The organism is Actinoplanes sp. NPDC023936 (assembly GCF_040639325.1).
Lineage (GTDB): Bacteria > Actinomycetota > Actinomycetes > Mycobacteriales > Micromonosporaceae > Actinoplanes.
This window is the reverse complement of the sequence record NZ_JBEZZR010000013.1, coordinates 29752-46805: the sequence shown is the minus strand read 5'-3', so window position 1 is coordinate 46805 and position 17054 is coordinate 29752. Positions and strand designations below refer to the sequence as shown.

11 protein-coding genes are annotated in these 17054 nt (G+C 70.1%); 4 read left to right on the top strand and 7 right to left on the bottom strand.

Annotation, left to right across the window (positions count from 1 at the left end; all coding sequences use genetic code 11):
• Position 1 precedes the first annotated feature (1 nt).
• The 4 genes from AB0F72_RS19000 to AB0F72_RS18985 all read right to left on the bottom strand — a co-directional run bounded on the left by AB0F72_RS19000 (position 2) and on the right by AB0F72_RS18985 (position 5528).
• Complete coding sequence (locus AB0F72_RS19000) at positions 2 to 1336, bottom strand: ABC transporter substrate-binding protein (RefSeq protein ID WP_360432562.1); 1335 nt, start codon at positions 1334 to 1336, stop codon at positions 2 to 4.
• Positions 1333 to 2820 carry an alpha-N-arabinofuranosidase gene (locus AB0F72_RS18995; protein WP_360432559.1) on the bottom strand — a complete coding sequence of 496 codons (1488 nt, stop codon included), beginning with the start codon at positions 2818 to 2820 and terminating at the stop codon, positions 1333 to 1335. The genes AB0F72_RS19000 and AB0F72_RS18995 overlap by 4 nt, the downstream gene beginning before the upstream one ends.
• 60 nt (positions 2821 to 2880) lie before the next feature.
• Positions 2881 to 3891, bottom strand: coding sequence for a LacI family DNA-binding transcriptional regulator (locus AB0F72_RS18990; protein ID WP_360432556.1), 1011 nt, complete (start codon positions 3889 to 3891; stop codon positions 2881 to 2883).
• A 71-nt stretch (positions 3892 to 3962) separates the two neighbouring features.
• Positions 3963 to 5528, bottom strand: coding sequence for a lysyl oxidase family protein (locus AB0F72_RS18985; protein ID WP_360432553.1), 1566 nt, complete (start codon positions 5526 to 5528; stop codon positions 3963 to 3965).
• A 219-nt stretch (positions 5529 to 5747) separates the two neighbouring features.
• Here AB0F72_RS18985 and AB0F72_RS18980 point away from each other — a divergent pair, with 219 nt between their 5' ends.
• From AB0F72_RS18980 to AB0F72_RS18965, 4 genes are all read left to right on the top strand, one after another.
• Complete coding sequence (locus AB0F72_RS18980) at positions 5748 to 11756, top strand: polymorphic toxin-type HINT domain-containing protein (protein WP_360432550.1); 6009 nt, start codon at positions 5748 to 5750, stop codon at positions 11754 to 11756.
• A gap of 2 nt (positions 11757 to 11758) precedes the next feature.
• A complete protein-coding gene (locus AB0F72_RS18975) occupies positions 11759 to 12067 on the top strand; it encodes a hypothetical protein (RefSeq protein ID WP_360432547.1) in 309 nt (102 codons plus the stop codon).
• A gap of 153 nt (positions 12068 to 12220) precedes the next feature.
• Positions 12221 to 12751: a hypothetical protein gene (locus tag AB0F72_RS18970; RefSeq protein WP_360432544.1), complete on the top strand. Its 531-nt coding sequence runs from the start codon at positions 12221 to 12223 to the stop codon at positions 12749 to 12751.
• A gap of 134 nt (positions 12752 to 12885) precedes the next feature.
• Positions 12886 to 13299, top strand: a complete 414-nt coding sequence (locus tag AB0F72_RS18965) for a hypothetical protein (protein WP_360432541.1) — start codon at positions 12886 to 12888, stop codon at positions 13297 to 13299.
• A 1203-nt stretch (positions 13300 to 14502) separates the two neighbouring features.
• Here AB0F72_RS18965 and AB0F72_RS18960 read toward each other — a convergent pair.
• The 3 genes from AB0F72_RS18960 to AB0F72_RS18950 form a co-directional block, all read right to left on the bottom strand.
• Complete coding sequence (locus AB0F72_RS18960; RefSeq protein ID WP_360432538.1) at positions 14503 to 16167, bottom strand: sodium:solute symporter; 1665 nt, start codon at positions 16165 to 16167, stop codon at positions 14503 to 14505.
• Positions 16160 to 16369 (bottom strand): DUF3311 domain-containing protein, encoded by a 210-nt coding sequence (locus AB0F72_RS18955; RefSeq protein ID WP_360432535.1) that lies wholly within the window; start codon positions 16367 to 16369, stop codon positions 16160 to 16162. Before AB0F72_RS18955 ends, AB0F72_RS18960 begins: the two co-directional genes overlap by 8 nt.
• 107 nt (positions 16370 to 16476) lie before the next feature.
• A complete protein-coding gene (locus tag AB0F72_RS18950) occupies positions 16477 to 17025 on the bottom strand; it encodes a QsdR family transcriptional regulator (protein WP_360432532.1) in 549 nt (182 codons plus the stop codon).
• Positions 17026 to 17054: the final 29 nt, after the last annotated feature.

Genomic DNA, 17054 nt, shown 5'->3' with positions numbered 1-17054 from the left:
GTCAGCCGCCGTACTTCTTGCGGTTCTGCTCGAGGATCTGGTCGGCCTTGGCCGCCGCGTCGGACAGCGCCTTGGCCGGCTCCTTGCGCAGCAGCACCGACTCGTTGACGGCGGTGACCACGGTGTTCAGCGCGTCGCCGATCCCGGCCACCGACGGCGGGTAGCGCACGTAGTCGATCTGCTGGGCGAGCGCCGCCTGTGCCGGCAGGGCCATGAACTCGGCGCTCTCCCGGACGTCCTTGCGCGCCGGGACCTGGCCGCCCTTCGCCCATTCCAGGGACTTCTGGCTGATCCAGTTGATGAACACCTTGCCGGCGGTCAGCTTGTTGTCGTCGCGGGCCCGCTGCTTGAACTGCACGAACTGGTGGGAGCCGGCCCACACCGCTTTCTGGCTGCCGATCTGCGGCACCGGCGCGGCGCCCCACTGCAGGCTCGTGTCCTGCGCCAGCGTGTTGATCGTCCAGATGCCGTTCCAGTTCAGCGCGTTCTTGCCGTTGCGCAGCGCCACCAGGTCGGCGTCCTGTGCCACGTTGCGCGGGCTGTACCCCTTGCGGACCAGGTCGGTGTACCAGGTGAGCGCCTGCACGCCGGGGTCCTGGGCGAACGTGGCCTTCTGGGCGCCGGCGTCGAACAGGTCGCCGCCGAACTGCCAGAGCAGCGACTGGAACCACAGGCTCCCGGTGAACTGGAACGGGGTGGCCCAGCTGCCCTCGACGCCGGCCGACTTGAGCTTGTCGAGCGCCGCCAGGTACTCGTCGTTGGTGGCCGGCGGCTTCTCCGGGTCGAGCCCCGCCTTCTCGAAGACGGCCTTGTTGTAGAACAGGCCGAGCGGGTGCACGTCGAGCGGGATCCCGTAGCGCTTGTTGTTGTAGACGCCGGCCTGCCAGACCGGCGGCGAGAAGTCGTCCTCGGTCAGGCTCAGGGACGCGGCGAGGTCGTCCAGCGGCAGGATCACGCCGCGCGCGGCGTTGGTGGCGACGCTGTCGACGTGCATGATGCCCAGGTCGGGGCCGTTGCCGCTGGAGACCGCGGCGGGCACCTTCTGGTAGTAGTCGGCCCACTGGTAGACGTTCATCGACACCTTGATGTTCGCGTGCTCGGTGTTGAACTGGTCGATGAGCGTCTTCATGAACGCGCCGTCACCGCCGGTGAAGCCGTTCCAGAAGGCGAGGGAGACCTCCGGGCCGGTGTAGGCGGTCGCGGCCGGCGCGGCGTCCGGCCCGCCGCCGGTGACCTTCTCGTTGGGGCCGCTGTCGCCGCAGGCGCTGAGCAGAATGGCGGTCCCGGCGCCGGCGCCCAGCCCCAGCGCGCCGCGTCGGGTCAGATAGGGGTTCACTGTCTCTCCTCGATGGTGAAACTGAGCGCGTGCCAGGAGACCGGGGCGAGCAGGACTTCCGTGGTGCTGCGGGAAGACCCGAGCGTGACCCGCTCCGGGTGCTCAGCGGTGTTGGACAGGTGGGGGTTGTCGCTCGCCAGCACGAGATGCTCGCCGGGCCGGTGCCCGCCGAACGCGCGCAGGTCGAGGTGCAGGGTGATCGGTGTGGTGCCGCGGTTGACCGCGAAGACGGTGAGCGTGCGGCCGTCGAGGGTGGCGACCGCGTCGACGGCCGGCACCTCGCCGTACCGGCCGGTCGGCATGGCCGGCGCGCTCAGCGCGGGCCGCAGGACGGTGCCGCGCGCGAGCCGCGCGGTCTGCGCGAACGGGTGGAAGATGGTCTGCCGCCAGGCCGGGCCGCCGGGCGCGGTCCGGATCGGCGCGATGATGTTGACCAGTTGCGCCTGGCAGCCGACGGTGAGCCGGTCGGCGTGCCGCAGCATGCTGATCAGCAGGTTGCCGACCACCATGGCGTCGGTCACGGTGAAGTCGTCCTCGATCAGCGCCGGGGTGTCCTCGATGCCGCGGTCCTCGGGCTCGACGAGCCGGGACTTGTACCAGACGTTCCACTCGTCGAGGGCGAGCCGGATCCGCTTGGTGCGGCGCAACCGGGCGCGGACGTGGTCGGCGGTGGCGAGCACGGCGTCCACGTAGCCGTCCAGGTGCACCGCGGAGGCGCGGAAGCTGGCCTCGTCGTCGCGTTCCGGGTCGTAGTAGGTGTGCAGGGACAGGTAGTCGACCTGGTCGTAGGCCTGCTCCAGGACTGTCGCCTCCCACGCGGCGAAGGTCGGCATGTTCGCGTCGGAGCTGCCGCAGGCGACCAGCTCGATGGTCGGGTCGACGCGTTTCATGGCGTGCCCCGCCTGGGCGGCGAGCCGCCCGTACTCCGCGGCGGAGCGGGCGCCGATCTGCCACGGGCCGTCCATCTCGTTGCCGAGGCACCACAGCCGGATGTCGTGCGGCCGGGCGACGCCGTGCTTGCGGCGCAGGTCGGCCGCGGCGGTGCCGTCGGGGAGATTGCAGTACTCCACCAGCTCGGCGGCCTCGGCGGCGCCGCGGGTGCCGAGGTTGACGGCCATCATCGGTTCCACGCCGGCCAGGGCGGCCCAGCGCATGAACTCGTTGAGCCCGAACGCGTTGCTCTCGATCGACCGCCAGGCCAGGTCGAGCCGGCGCGGCCGGTCACCCACCGGGCCGACGCCGTCCTCCCAGCGGTACGCCGAGACGAAGTTGCCGCCCGGATAGCGCACGGTGGTCACGCCCAGCTCGCGGACCAGATCGAGCACGTCGGTGCGCAGTCCGTCGGCGTCGGCCCGGGGGTGCCCGGGCTCGAAGATGCCGGTGTAGACACAACGGCCCATGTGCTCCACGAAGGAGCCGAAGAGCCGCCGGTCCACCGGGCCGACGACGAAGGACGGGTCAAGTGTGAGCCGCGCCACTGTCATGGCTCCTGTTTACAACGTTGGAACCAACGTTGTAAAGATGCTGTTACATGGCTCGATGTGTCAGCCGGCGGTGCTCTCCCGGACCACCAGGCGGTGCGCGACCCGAACCTCCCGGGGCGGGTTCAGCGCGGCCGGGCCGTCGCCGAGCCGCTCGGCGAGCAGGTCGACGGCGAGCCGCGCGATCCGTGCCGTGTCCGGCGCGACGGTGCTCAGCGTCGGGGTGCTGAACCGCCCGTCCTCGATGTCGTCGAAGCCGATCACGGCCACGTCCTCGGGCACCCGGACCCCCTGTTCGAGCAGGGTCCGGATCGCGCCGAGCGCCAGCAGGTCATTGAAGCAGAACACCGCGTCCGGCCGCCGGGGCCGCTGCAGCAGCGCGGCCATCGCGGCCGCCCCGTCGGCCCGGTGGAACCGCTCCACCCGGGCGACCAGCCGCGGATCCCAGGTCAGGCCGGCCTCCTCGATCGCCGCCCGGTAACCGGCCAGCCGCTGGTGCGCGGTCACCGCCGACGCGAAGTCCTGCGCGCCGATCGCCGCGACGCTGCGCCGGCCGAGCCCGCACAGGTGCCGGGTCGCGTCCGCGGCGGCCTCGGTGTTGTCGATCGCCACATGATCGGCCGGGCCGTGCCACACCCGCTCGCCGAGCAGCACCATCGGCGTGTCGCCGCCACGGGCCAGCTCCTCACCGGCCAGCGCCAGCGGGCTGAAGATCAGGCCGTCGATGGCGTGCCGGCGCAGACCGGCCACCAGGTTGCGCTCGCGCTCGGCCTGCCCGTCGGTCTGGTCGATCAGCACGGTCCAGGAGCGGCGCTCGGCGGCCTGCACGATCAGCCCGGCCATCTCGGCGAAGTAGGGCGACTGCAGTTCCGGCACCGCCAGGGCGATCACGCCGGAACGCCGGGTGCGCAGCTGCCGGGCCGCCGCGTTCGGGATGTAACCGAGCGCGTCGATGGCCGCCTGCACGCGCGCTCGAGTGCCGGCCGACACGTGCGTGTAGCCGTTGACCACGTTGGAGACGGTCTTGATCGACACACCGGCACGCGCGGCGACGTCCTTCAGCCCAGGCGGCACAGCTGAGGACTATACAACGTTGTCAATCCGGAAAGGGGCGCTGCGCACGGCAGTGGCAGCGCCCCGGTGGATCAGCCCGTGATGCCGTAGACCTTCGGCACGGTCAGGGTCCGCTTCTTCGCGGTGCCGCCGAGGATGACCTGGCGCAGCGCCGTGTTGTTGGCGGTGCTCAGCTCGGCCAGCTTCTTCGACGGGTTCGCCAGGACCTGGATGTAGTAGGTCCCGTTCTTCAGTCCGGTGATGTCGAACGACTGGCCGGGCCGGTCCTGGCTGTACGTGTCACCGTTGCCGATGTCGAGCACCTCACGCACGGCGACCACGGTGTTCGCGCCGCAGGACGTCGCCAGGTCGGTGTTCTCCGGCCGCCACTTCGCACCGGCGATCGTGTAGTCGACAGCGTCCGTGTTGGCCAGGCAGAACGCCTCCTTGCCGCTGCGCACCGCCAGTTTCTTGTCGGCGGCGAGCAGGTTGTACTGCGCGAAGTCGGTGAAGTGCCAGTGCAGGTGACCCTCGCGCGCGTCCCACTCCATGGTTCCGGCCGGGCGGGAGCCGACCTGCTTGCCCTTGGCGTCGAAGAAGTACTGGTACGCGTCCATCAGCTCGGTGCCGGTGCGGCGGAACCCGTCGACGAGCAGCGGGGACGTGCCGGCGTTCCACACCGTCGCGCCGAAGTTGACGTACCACCTGCCGTTCGGCTTGCCGGTCTTCTCGTTGACGCCCTCGGCGAGCGAGATGCCCCAGGCCGGCAGCGACTTGAGGTCCGGCTTCGGCCCGGTCGCGGGTACCGCCTTCAGCTGCGCGGGGCGGCGGGCGGCGGCCCGGAACTCGGCCAGCCGGGACGACACCTGGCGGCTGGCGTCCCCCTCGCCGTGGTGCCGGCCGTGCTCACCCGATGCGTTCTCCGGTGCCGCGGCGGCGGAGGCTCGCATCTCCTCGTCCTTGACGTCGACCACCGTCACCGTCACCTTCGCGGTGGCCTTGTTCGCCGGGATCGCGAACAGCTTCTGGTACTTGGCGTCCACCGTGGCCGTCACGGTGTACTTGCCGGCCGTCAGCTTGGACAGCCCGGCGCCGTTCGCCGGCTGGTCGGCCACCGTCGCGTCCCAGCCGGCCTGGACACCCCAGATCGCGCCGAGGGTGAACGGGTTCTCCCCGCCGCACCGCGTCGGGTACGGATTGGTCGCCGGAGCGTCCCGCCGGGTCCGTCCCGAGGAGTACGAGTTGCCGCAGAACGGGGTCTTGTACTGGGTGACCACCTTCCCGGCCTTGTCCTTGACGACGATCGTGGTGAAGTCCTTGAGGCCGGAGAAGTCCGTGACCGTCCCGGCCGGGAGCGCGACGGACGTCTTCTTGCCGCCCGCGACCACCGTCCGGTGGGCGGTGATCGGCTTGTCGTACCCGGCGCGCTTGGCCCGGATCTCGAACGGGTCCTTGCCGGCGATCACGTGCAGCCCCAGGTCGAGGGCGAGGTAGACGCCGTCGCCGTCGCTGTACCGCTCGGCCGTGACGTTCGGCGTGGCGGCCAGGAACGTGAACGCGGGCGGCGCGGCCGCCGCTTCGGCGACGCCCACGCCGGCGAGCGTGAGCGCTACCGCGCCGGCCGCCGCGGTGACCGCTCGCCACCGAAATTCGATCATGGAGTCCTCCCCCGTCGGGCGGCCGGCGCGATTATCCGGCCGCTCTGCCGAGTCATCTCACGCCACACGCTGTGAAGGCCCTGTGAAGCGGCTGAGGGTTGGCACGTACCGGGGAGATATGCAATAGACCAATGTCTATCTTTATTAAGACTCACAGCCATCGATGAACGTGATTCCCTCGGGGGCGGTCGAATCCTACGGGGGAAGGTATGTCCGTCCATGTCTAGACACAGGTTTCCGCGTGCCCGCCAGGTTGCGGGCTTCTGCGCGGCCTTACTCGTCCTCACTCTTGCCCCGCCGGTCTCCGGGCCGGCGCGGGCCGAACCCGGGGCGGTCCCCGGAGTCACCGGCGGCGCCGAGCCGCAGCAGCGCGGGCTGCCGGCGAACGCCGCGTCCACCGAAGCCGTCGGCGACGACGAGCGCCCTCCGGTCGTACCGCCGCAGGTGAATGCCGGCGGCGAGCCGGAGAAGGCCGCCGCGGATCTGCGGGCGGCGAAGGCCTTCGCGCCCGGCGAGACGTTCCGTGACCTGCTGCTACGGCCCGGTTTCGTGGTCGGCGACACGTCGCTGGTCGTCTACTTCAACCTCGCCGACGCGGGCTTCGAGACGTGGCGGGTCGACCTGTTCGACGTCGCGTCCGGCACCAAGCAGGAGTCCGTCACGCTCGGCAAGGACGCCCTGGAGACCAGCAAGTGCGGGCAGCCGCGCACCTACTGCAAGTCGCTGGGCAGCGCCGAGGGCTGGCAGCTCGACGCGACCAAGCAGTACTTCGCCACGATCACCGGCCTCTACCCGGACGGTGAGGTCCCGTCGGCGGCGTCCGACCAGGCCACGCCGCGGACCACCATCGACCCGCCGGCGGTTCCGGACCGGCAGGCGGCCGGCTGCGGATGCAGCGTGGCGCTCGGGATGACCGACGCGAGTCAGGCGATCCGGGCCAACGGCGTGAACACCGGCACCGGCGCGTTCACCCGGGCGGAGCAGGACCTGGCGCTCACCTCGTTCGGGGTCGGCTTCGCCTCCACCCGGGCGTACTCCTCGCTGAACACCGGCCCGTCCGCGTTCGGACCGGGCTGGGCCTGGGCGTACGACCTGAAGGTGAGCGCCGCCGAGGGTGGCGTGGTGGTCCGCGCCGAGGACGGCTCGGACACGCTGTTCTCGGCCGACGGCGACGGGTACCGCCGCCCGCCGGGCGTCCGGTCCACGCTGCGCCGCGCCGGCGACGGCTGGGAACTGGTCACCCGCAACAACATCGTCTACGCGTTCGACGCGCAGGGCCGGCTCACCTCGATCCTCAACCCGCGCCAGCAGGGCCTGCGCTTCGCCCACGGCACGGACAGCATCACCGTCACCGACGCGTCCGGGCACAAGGCGCTGGTCAAGCTGGAGGCCGGCCGGATCGAGTCGATCCTGCTGGAGGACCTGCGCAAGGTCCAGTTCTGGTACACCGACGGGCTGCTCACCAAGGCCCGCGACGCCCGCGGCGAGTTCTGGCAGTACAAGTACGACGCCGGCGCCCGGCTCACCAAGGTGATCGACCCGTACCACGTCACGACCGTCACCAACGAGTACGCCGAGAACGGCCGGGTCACCCGCCAGCTCGACGCGCTCGGCGCGGCCACCGCGTTCACCTGGGACGCGAGCAAGCAGGAGGCCAAGACCACCGACGCGGACAACGTGGTGGTCTGGGACGGCTACAAGGGCAACGTGCTGCTCTACACCCAGCGTGGCAACGGCGACACCAGCCACCACCGGTACGACGGCACGCTCAACCGCAACCTGGTCGTCAACGGCAACGCCAACCAGCACGAGACCGCCTACGACGCGGCCGGCAACCCGGTCGAGCGGTTCGCGCCGCAGCGCCGGTTCAGCGAGAAGGTCTCCTACGACGCCCGCAACAACCCGACCAGCCACGTCGACGCCAACGGCGAGAAGTGGATCGACGAGTACAACGCGTTCGACGAACTGGTCAAGAGCACCGACCCCGAGGGCCACTCCATCACGTACGCCTACGACTCCCGCGGCCGGCCGGTCAGCCAGACCGACCAGCGGGGCAAGGTCACCACGTACCAGACGATCGCCCCCGGCGAGCGCAACTCCGGCCTGGTCGAGGCGGTGGTCAGCCCGGAGGGCCGGCGCTCGTCCTCGGTGTACGACAAGACCGGCCGCACCGTCGTGTCGATCGACCCGAGGAAGAACGCGACAACTGTCACCTACGACGACCAGGACCGTGTCGTCGCGACCCTGAGGCCGGAACGCCTCACCCCGTCGGTGTCGGTGTACGACCCGACCGGCCGCCTGGCGCGCACGGTGAGCCCGGCCGGCGTGAGCACCTCCTACGCGTACTACCCGACCGGCCAGGTCAAGACGGTCACCGGGGAGCGGACCACGACCCGGATGACGTACACGCCGGCGGGCCGGCGGCTCACCTCGGCCGTGGACATGAAGGACGAGCCGGACCTGGTCACGAGCTGGACGTACAACCCGAAGGGCCTGGCCGAGACGGTCACCTCGCCGCGCGGCAACGTGCCCGGCGCGAACAAGGCCGACTTCACCACCACGTACGTCTACGACCGCAACGACAACCCGATCCAGATCCGGCGCCCGTACCCGGATGGCAAGGTCGTCGTGAAGGACATCGCCGTCGACGACCTGGACCGGACCACCTCGACCACCAACGGGCTCGGCAAGACGTCGACGTTCGAGCGGGCCAACACCGGCGAGGTGACGTCCTCGACCGACGCGCTCGGCCGCAAGACGTCGATGGCCTACGACAGGTCCGGCCGGCAGACGTCGATCAGCGACGCCGGCGGCAGCCAGACCAAGACCGAGTACGACGCGGCCGGCCACAAGATCAAGGAGATCTCCCCGGTCGGCGGCGTGACGACGTTCGAGTACGACGGCGACGGTCTCCTGATCGCCAGGACCGAGCCGCGCGGCAACGTCGAGGGCGCCGACAAGGAGAAGTACACCACCCACTACGAGTACGACGCGGCCGGCAACCAGGTCCGGGTGATCGACCCGCTCGACCACGAGACCAAGTACAAGTACGACGACGCGAACCGGCTGATCGCGACGACCGACGCGAACAGCAACACGACGCGGTACACGTACACCGCCGACGACCAGACCCGGACGGTGACCGAGCCGGACTCGGTCCTGGGCGCCTCGACGGTCTACGACTACGGCAGGGACGGCGCCGTCGACGCGGTGATCGACCCGCGCGGCAACCGCAGCCGCATCGAGTACGACGAGGCGGGCCGCCCGGTCCGCAGCTTCGACGCGCTGGGCCGCTCCACCAACGTCACCTACGACGCGGAGAGCAACGCCGTCGGCATCCTGTCGCTGAACACCCTCGAGGTCCCGTGGCTGCTGAGCGCCAAGGAGAAGGCCAAGCGGACGGTCGTCGACCAGTACGACATCGTCGGCCGCCGCACCGAACGCAAGCTCGGCACCGCCGGCCCGGTCTACCGCTGGGGCTACGACGCCGAGGACCGCACCACCTCCTACGGTGACCCGCTCGGCGTCCGCGAGGTCGCCTACGACGACGAGGACCAGATCACGTCGGTCGTCCGCAAGGAGGCCGGCCGCCCGGACGAGACGTTCACCTACGGCTACGACGCGCGGGGCAACGTCACCTCCCGGCAGTACCCGGACGGCACCACCGTCGGCTACGACTACGACGCCGACAGCCAGGTCACCGCGCTGCGGACACCGAGCGCGAACTGGGCGTTCGGCTACGACATCGCCGGCCAGCGGACCAGCACCACGCTGCCGCCGGCCACCGGGCTGGTGGAGAACCGCTCCTACGACCAGGCCGGCCGGCTCACCGCGGTCGGCACCGAACGTGCCGGCGACCCGGTGCCGGGCGTGCAGGACCCGGTGTCCCGGTACGACATCAGCCTCGACCCGGTCGGCAACCCGACCCGGGTGATCACCACGCGCGGCGGCGTCGCCGAGTCGGTGGCGTACGACTACGACGACAACGACCGGGTCACCTCGGCCTGTTACGCCGTCGCGAGCTGCGGCGGCAAGGACGTGAAACCGGCCGGCCGGATCGACTACACCTACGACCTGGTGGGCAACCGCACGTCGCAGAAGCGCACCGGCACCGCCGGCGAGGATCTGACCACCTACAAGTACGACGCGGCCGACCAGCTGCAGTCCGAGCACCTCGTCGGGCGGGCGCACCTGCGCACCACCACGTACGACTACGACGAGCGCGGCAACCAGGTCAAGGCGGGCGGCGACAAGCTCACCTACCACCTGGACAACAGCGTCGCCACCGCCGAGGTCGGCGGCGTCGCCACGGCGTACTCCTACGGCGCCGACGGGATGCGGCTCGCCGCGACCTCCGGCGACACCGCTCAGCGTTTCTCCTGGGACATGGCCGGGACGCTGCCGCAGATCGCCGTGGACACCGTGGAACGCGGCGGGGCGATCCTGGAGAAGCGCGACTTCGCGTACGGTCCGGACGACGAGCCGCTCGGCCTGATCGACGAAGCGGGCAACACGCACTCGTACACCCACGACTGGCTCGGCGGCATCGCGAACATGCTGTCGCCGGCCGGGACGGTCGAGGCCGGCTACGACTACGACCCGTTCGGCAATCCGCGGGTCGGCGAGTCACTGGCCGGCCAGCAGATCCCGGAGGCGGCGAGCCCGCAGAACCCGATGCGGTTCCACGGCGCCTACCAGGACTCCAGCACCGGTGAGGGCAACTACTTCCTGCGGGCCCGCAACTACGACCCGGGCACCGGCCGGTTCGCCACCCGCGACCCGATGCCGGTCACCAAGGAAGCGACCTCGTCGTACACCTACGCCTCCAACAACCCGCTCGCGTTCTCCGACCCGACCGGCATGGTCACCGACGCCGGAGGCACCGGCGCCGACCCGGCCGCGGCCGAGGGCACCACTGTCGACACCGGGCCGTCGCCGGAGGACATCGCCAAGGCCAACCAGCTGCAGTCGAAGAGCACCCTGGACGTCATCCTCGAAGCCGGCGGCCAGGTCCTGATGGAGTTCCTCGGGATCAACGACCTGATGAACTGCCTCAAGGGCGACCTCGGCGGATGCGCCATGATGATCGTCGGCGCGCTGCCCTGGGGCAAGATCTTCAAGGCCAAGAAGATCGCCGAGGCGATCTACCGGGCCGGCAAGGCCGTCCTCACCTTCTTCCAGGAACTGAAGTGGGCCAGGATGGTCCTGGCCGGGGCCGAGAAGGCGGCCGAGGCTGCCAAGGCCGCGGCTGCGGCAGCTGCCAAGGCAGCGGCGGAGAAGGCGGCCAAGGCGAAAGCCGCGGCCGAGGCAGCGGCGAAGAAGGCCGCCGCCGAGGCGCAAGCCCGAGCCAAGGCGCAAGCCGCGAAGCTGAAGGCGAAGACGAAGAAGGGCGCCGGCGACGCCAAGTCCGGGCCGCAGCGCTGCAAGGACACCATGCAGCCGGCGCACAGCTTCACCGCCGCGACACGGGTGCTGCTCGCCGACGGCTCGTCCGAGTCGATCGCCGAGCTCAAGCCGGGCGACACGGTGACGGCCACCGATCCGGTGACCGGCGAGACCGGCGCACGGCAGGTCGAGCACACCATCCGCACCGACACCGACAAGGAGTTCGTCGACGTCACGATCGCCGGCGGCGGCGAGCTGACCACCACCGCGACACACCCGTTCTGGTCGATGACCAGGAAGGCGTGGGTGCACGCCGGCGACCTGCGCGAGGGCGAGCAACTGCGCACCGACGACGGCGAGAAGATCAGGATCAACGGCCTCCGGGAGTACGGGGACTCGCAGCGCACGTACGACCTGACCGTCAACGACCTGCACACGTATTACGTGTTCGCCGGTGATCAGGCAGTCCTCGTCCACAACTGTGACATCCCGTGGAGCAGCTCCCGGGTCAACAGTGCCAGCAGGGCCCTGGACCGGGGCGAGACGGCGATCCATGTCGGCAGTCGATCCGAGGCCGAGGAGCTGTTCCTGCGGCGTTTCCAGGGCGACGGATATGTGAACACGACGGACCCGTTCAAGTGGGAGTCCTCCGAGCACTGGAAGAACTTCTGGGGCGGAACGAAAGAGGGGACCTATCACTGGGACGACGCTGTCGACGCCGATGGCAGAATGCTGGGTCACGGCGCGAACAATCCCCACGGTGGGGCGCCCCATCTGCAGGTTCACACCTTCGGGGATTCCGCGTTCGGCGGGAACATCATCAGGATCTTCTGGGGGACGTGATCGTGAAGACCGAGGTCAGGAACCGTCTGACGATGACCAAGGGGGTGATCTCGGCGCGACTCGCCCCCAAGGTGGACGATCGGTATGCGTGGGTGTGGATCGCTCCGCTGCGGAACGGGACCTTCAGGGTGTCGACCGTGGAGATTCCCCGGAATCTGATCGACGATGACATCTCGTTCTACGAGCCGGATATCGATCGCACCGTCGTCGCCACCGTCGGCACGGTGCAGGAGGCGGAGGAGATCGTGATCAGCCTCGGAGTGGATGCGGATGATCTGGCGCCGCCGTGGCATAACGCTTTCCCGCTGTAGGTCATCAAGGATCGAGTTGTAGGTCATCTGGGATCGCGTTGTGATCCCGCAGTGGTGCTGCGTCGATCGCCGGGAGTGGGTCGTGGTTCGGCCCTCCCCTGGCGATCGGCGCGGCTCACCGCATCGATGAGGACGTCCGGACCGAGGGGCATCATGGCGAGGCTGAGCCTTCCCTTCCACGCCTCCCGTGACGAGATCGCGCAGCTCGTCGCCGGCTGGGTCACCGATCGGGGGCTGTGGATGGCGTTCGAGACATGGACGCCCGCTTACCGAGCCGAGCTGGTCGCCGAGGGCGGTCTGGAGGGTCCCCTCCAGCTGCCCCCGGAGGTCCGGCGGATCGTGCTCGGCATCCGTCCGCTCACGATGGAGCGGCGCCCGCCGTACGCTCTGGGCGCCACCAATCCGGACAGCCTGTCGATCGATCTCGGCCCGGAGACGCCCGGTCGTCTCGGCATCTCCGAGTTGTCGGCTTCCACCGACGACCAGGAGGCGCTCCAGACCTGGCGCAAGATCCGTAAGCAGCTGGTCGCCGGCATGATCAGGGGAGCGATGGTGACGAACACCGCGACCGACGCGTCAGGGGTGTACTCCGATCACTACTTCTCCCCCGGCGCCCGCGAGCTGTCCGCCCGCGGCACCGAGCTGGGTGGACCGACCGACCTGCTGGTCTACCAGCCGGCCTGACGGACGGGAGCCCGTGGCCGGCGGCTGCGGGCTCCCGTCCGTTCACGCGCCACCCGTGGCCGGTCCCCCTGTGCGGGCCGGTCCCCCTGTGCGGGCCGGCCCACCTGTGCCGGCGGAACGGTAGGGTGATCGTCGTGGTAGCTGAGCATTCCGCAGAGGACGACGGCTTCGTCGGATCCTTCCGCGTCTTCGCCCAGCACGGACTGCTGATCTTCCGGGACGTGCAGTCCGTGGACACCCATGAGGGCTACCACGGCCGCGTTCCCGTGCACGCGCGGCCCGATTCCGTCTACCTGAAGGTCCGGACCTCCGTGGACGGACCGGTGTCGGTGGAGGTGTTCGAGGACGAGTCGGAGGATCTGGCCCTCGACGGCGCGGTCCTGTTCGACGGCACCATCTCATCGGGGTACGGCGAGTTCGTCCTGCACGACCCGGACAACTGGATCTCGATGAAGGTGATCACCGACAGTCCCGGCGAAGCGCGGTTCCGGGTGTCGGCCGACGACGAGCGCCTCCCCTCCGAGCTTCGCCTGCAGATCTGGTACTGAGGCGCGGGCTTCCGGGCCGGTGCCGCTGATCCCGGCCGGCCATCCCGGCCGGTCATCCCGGCAACTCCCGGCCGGCGCTCCGACGGCCCGTGGAGGAGTTGACCCAATGCGTCGCGGTCAACTGCTCCAGCGTCACGGTTTCGGCCGCAGGGGTGAGTCCTCACCGCCGACCAGCACAAACTCGTCGGACCAGAGATCCTCGGCCGGATGCCAGTCACGCTGACAACCAGCCGGACCAGCCGGTCCAGCCGGCGCGCAGTGCAGCCGCGCTGGCGACCGGCTGGACCAGCGGCGCGCAGCGCTGACCTTGCTGGCTCATTGAAAACTCCGCTACCAGCAGAGATACTCGACCTACACGGCTGTCGCGAGGTGGCCTCCCCCGATCTTGGAACGCGCCGTCCCGGCCGTAGCTCACACATGTGATCAAGCCCGGATAACCGCTCTGGCCTACGGCTGGCGTCGCCCGGCCGTAGCTCAGGCATGTGATCAAGCCCGGATAACCGCTCAGGCCTACGGCTGGCGTCGCCCGGCCGTAGCTCAGGCATGTGATCAAGCCCGGATAGCCGCTCAGGCCTACGGCTGGCGTCGCCCGGCCGTAGCCCAGGCATGTGATCAAGCCCGGATAGCCGCTCTGGCCTACGCTCCGCCGGCCCAGCGGGTGGCTTGGCGACTGGTCAGCGGCGGCCACGCCACGTTTCCGCAGGCAGAGTGTTCCTCAACCAACCAGCACTGTCAGCGCTGCCGGAGCAGCACTGACCCTGCTGGCTGATACCCGCCGCCCGGTGGCGCTCCGCCGCCCGGTGGCGCTCCGATGCCGCCGCGCGTCACGGTCAGTCGCCGGTGACCGTGGAGCGGTGGGGGTTTGCGTCATTCTGTGGGGCGTGGGGCGTCCGCGGGTTTCCGTAGAGCGCGGCGTTGACCGCGGATGTCGGCACGCCGGGTAACGACGGTTCGCGCTGATGGGTGGCCCGGCCCTGGTCGTCGGCCCGGCACCCGCAGCGGCGATGACCCCGCCCTGGCAACGTTGACGCGTCCGGGAGCACTGACAACCAGCCGGACCAGCTAGTCGTGAGCGCTGTCCTCGGCTGGCGTGGATCGTGGAATGGCGTGGCCCGGCATTCCGCGATCCACCACCGGTGACCGGGCGGCGAGCGCACGTGAAAGCCGATCGCGTGCGCGGCCGCCCGTCCAGCGGATCGCCGGTCAGTCGAGGGAGGAGCGGACCGGCGGCCGGTGGGCGTGGCTCGGCGTGTGCTCGCCGCGCCCGTCGACCGTCACCGCCCCGCGCCGGGGCAGCCCGTCGATCAGGCCGTCCAGGCGCTTCAGCTTCGCGTCCCCCGCGTCGGCCAGATAGTCGTCCGGGTGGGTCGCGTCGACGCCGCCCGGGTTGCCCGTCGCCCGCAGGATCAGCGTCCCGGCCACCGTGACGATCAGGTTCGCGATCAGGGCGAGGATCCCGACGTACACGCTGCTGCCGTTGCTCAGCTCCCAGCTCGACCCGCCGAAGTGGCCGGTGCCGTCCTGCTCGGGGATGTCGTAGAGCATCCACAACCCCACCGCCAGGCCGGTGAACAGCCCCGCGAGCAGCGCCGCCCGGTGGAACCACCCGGTCAGCAGGCCCACGAAGACGGCCGGGATGGTCTGCAGGATGATCACGCCGCCGATCAGTTGCAGGTCGACCGAGAACGTCGGGTCGACGGCGAGGATCAGCGCCGCAGCACCGAACTTGACGAGCAGGGACACCCAGCGGCTGACCCGCGCCTCGACGGCCGGGGACGCGTCCGGGCGCAGGTAGGGGCGGAACAGGCTGCGGGTGAACGCGTTCGCGGCGGCGATCGACATGACGGCGGCCGGGATGAGGGCGGCGACGCTGAGGCCGGCGTACGCGATCCCCGCGGACCAGCTGGGGAAGTACTCGTGGATGAGGCGGGGCACGACGGTGTTCAGGTCACCGTCGACCGGCGTGACTCCCCGGGACAGGGCGAAGAATCCGAGCAGCGCCATCAGCGCCAGAGCCATGCAGTAGATCGGAAGGGCGGCGGCGTTACGCCGTACCGTGGCCCGGTCCTTCGCCGCGAGCATCCCCACGAGCGCGTGCGGATAGGCGAAGATCGCCAGGGCCGAGCCGATCACCAGGGTGAGGAAGCCGAGGTGGCCGGTGGGCGGCAGCAGCAGGCCGTCGCCCGGGTTCGGGGTGGCGGCGAAGTGCTCGGCGGACTGCTGGAAGGCGTGGTCCCAGCCGCCGTACATGGCGACCATCAGCACGGCGGTCAGCAGCAACCAGGCCATCAGCACGTCCTTGACGACCGACAGCAGGGCGGGCGCGCGCAGCCCGGAGCGGAACGTGCAGATCGACACGACCGTCACGGCGGCCAGCAGCGGCCACTCGCCGCCGAACCCGACCGTCCGCAGGACCGCTTGCAGGGCCAGGAGCTGCACGGCGACGTACGGCATGGTGGCGACGATGCCGGTGACAGCGACCGCGGCGCCCAGACCGCGCGAGCCGAACCTCGCGTGCACGAACTCGCTGAGCGTGACGAACCCGTGCCGGCGTGACACCGACCAGGCGCGCGTGGTGAAGAGGAACGTCATCGGCGTCGTGATGATCGCGAACGGCACCGCGAAGTACCCGATCGCGCCGACGCCGTAGGTGAGCGCCGGCACCGCGATGAACGTGTACGCGCTGTACATGCTCCCGCCGATCAGGAACCACGTCACCCAGTTGCCGAACGACCGCCCGCCGACGCCCCACTCCTCCAGGCTGTGCGGGTCGGCCGGGGCGCGCCAGCGGGCCGCGCCGAAGCCCAGCACCAGCACCAGGCCGATCAGCACGAGGAAGACGCCGACCTCGATCTGCCGGTCACTCATGGTGATCCTCACGCGTCTTCAGGTAGACCGCGGTGATGACGACGATCGCGAGTCCCGCGCAGGCGAACTGGTACCAGAAGAAGAACGGCACGCCCAGCAGCGTCGGCTCGATCCGGTTCGCCAGCGGTGTGATCAGCGGCGCGGTGGCGGGCAGGATCAGCAGCCACTGCCAGTGACGCGAGCGTGAGGCGGGTGTCGGCATCGGTCTCCTCGTCGAGATCGCGTCAGCCAGCAATCTTGGCAATGCCGCACCATAAGCAATCGTCGATCAATTACGCCACGGGTACCGCGCAAGCTGCGACGGCTGTCTCAGCACGCTGCCAGCAGCAGGGTCCGGGCGGCCTGCTCGGCCACGCCCAGGTCGGCACTGCGGCCCGCGACCAGCTCGGCGTAGAGGGCCGACTCGATGATCCGCACGTAGAGGTAGGCGGTGTCGGCGCTCGCCGAGTCCAGGCCGACCTCCTGGAAGATCTCCTGCTGGGTGACCACCACCCGTTCGGTGAGCCGGCCGGTGTGGGTCAGCAGGATCCGGGCGGCGGCGTCCGGCTCGGCGGCGAGGAACCGGCGGAACGGCTCGGAGGCCAGCAGCTGCTCGGCGAACCGGTGGGTCACCTCGATCGCGCCATCGACCCCGCTTCGGGTACGCCGTCGCCGCGCCTCGCCGAGCATCCGGTCACCCAGGCGCCAGAGCACGTCGCTGAGCAGCCGGTCCCGGCCGTGCGTCACCCGGTAGAGGGTGGCCCGGCTGATGCACATCGTCGCGGCGAGACCGTCCATGTCGATCGTGCCGTGCCGCAGGAAGAAGTGACACGCCGCGCGGATCACCTCGTCGTCGCTCACCACTCGACGCCCGTTCACGCTCAGCACCGTACCGTTCACCCGCGGAC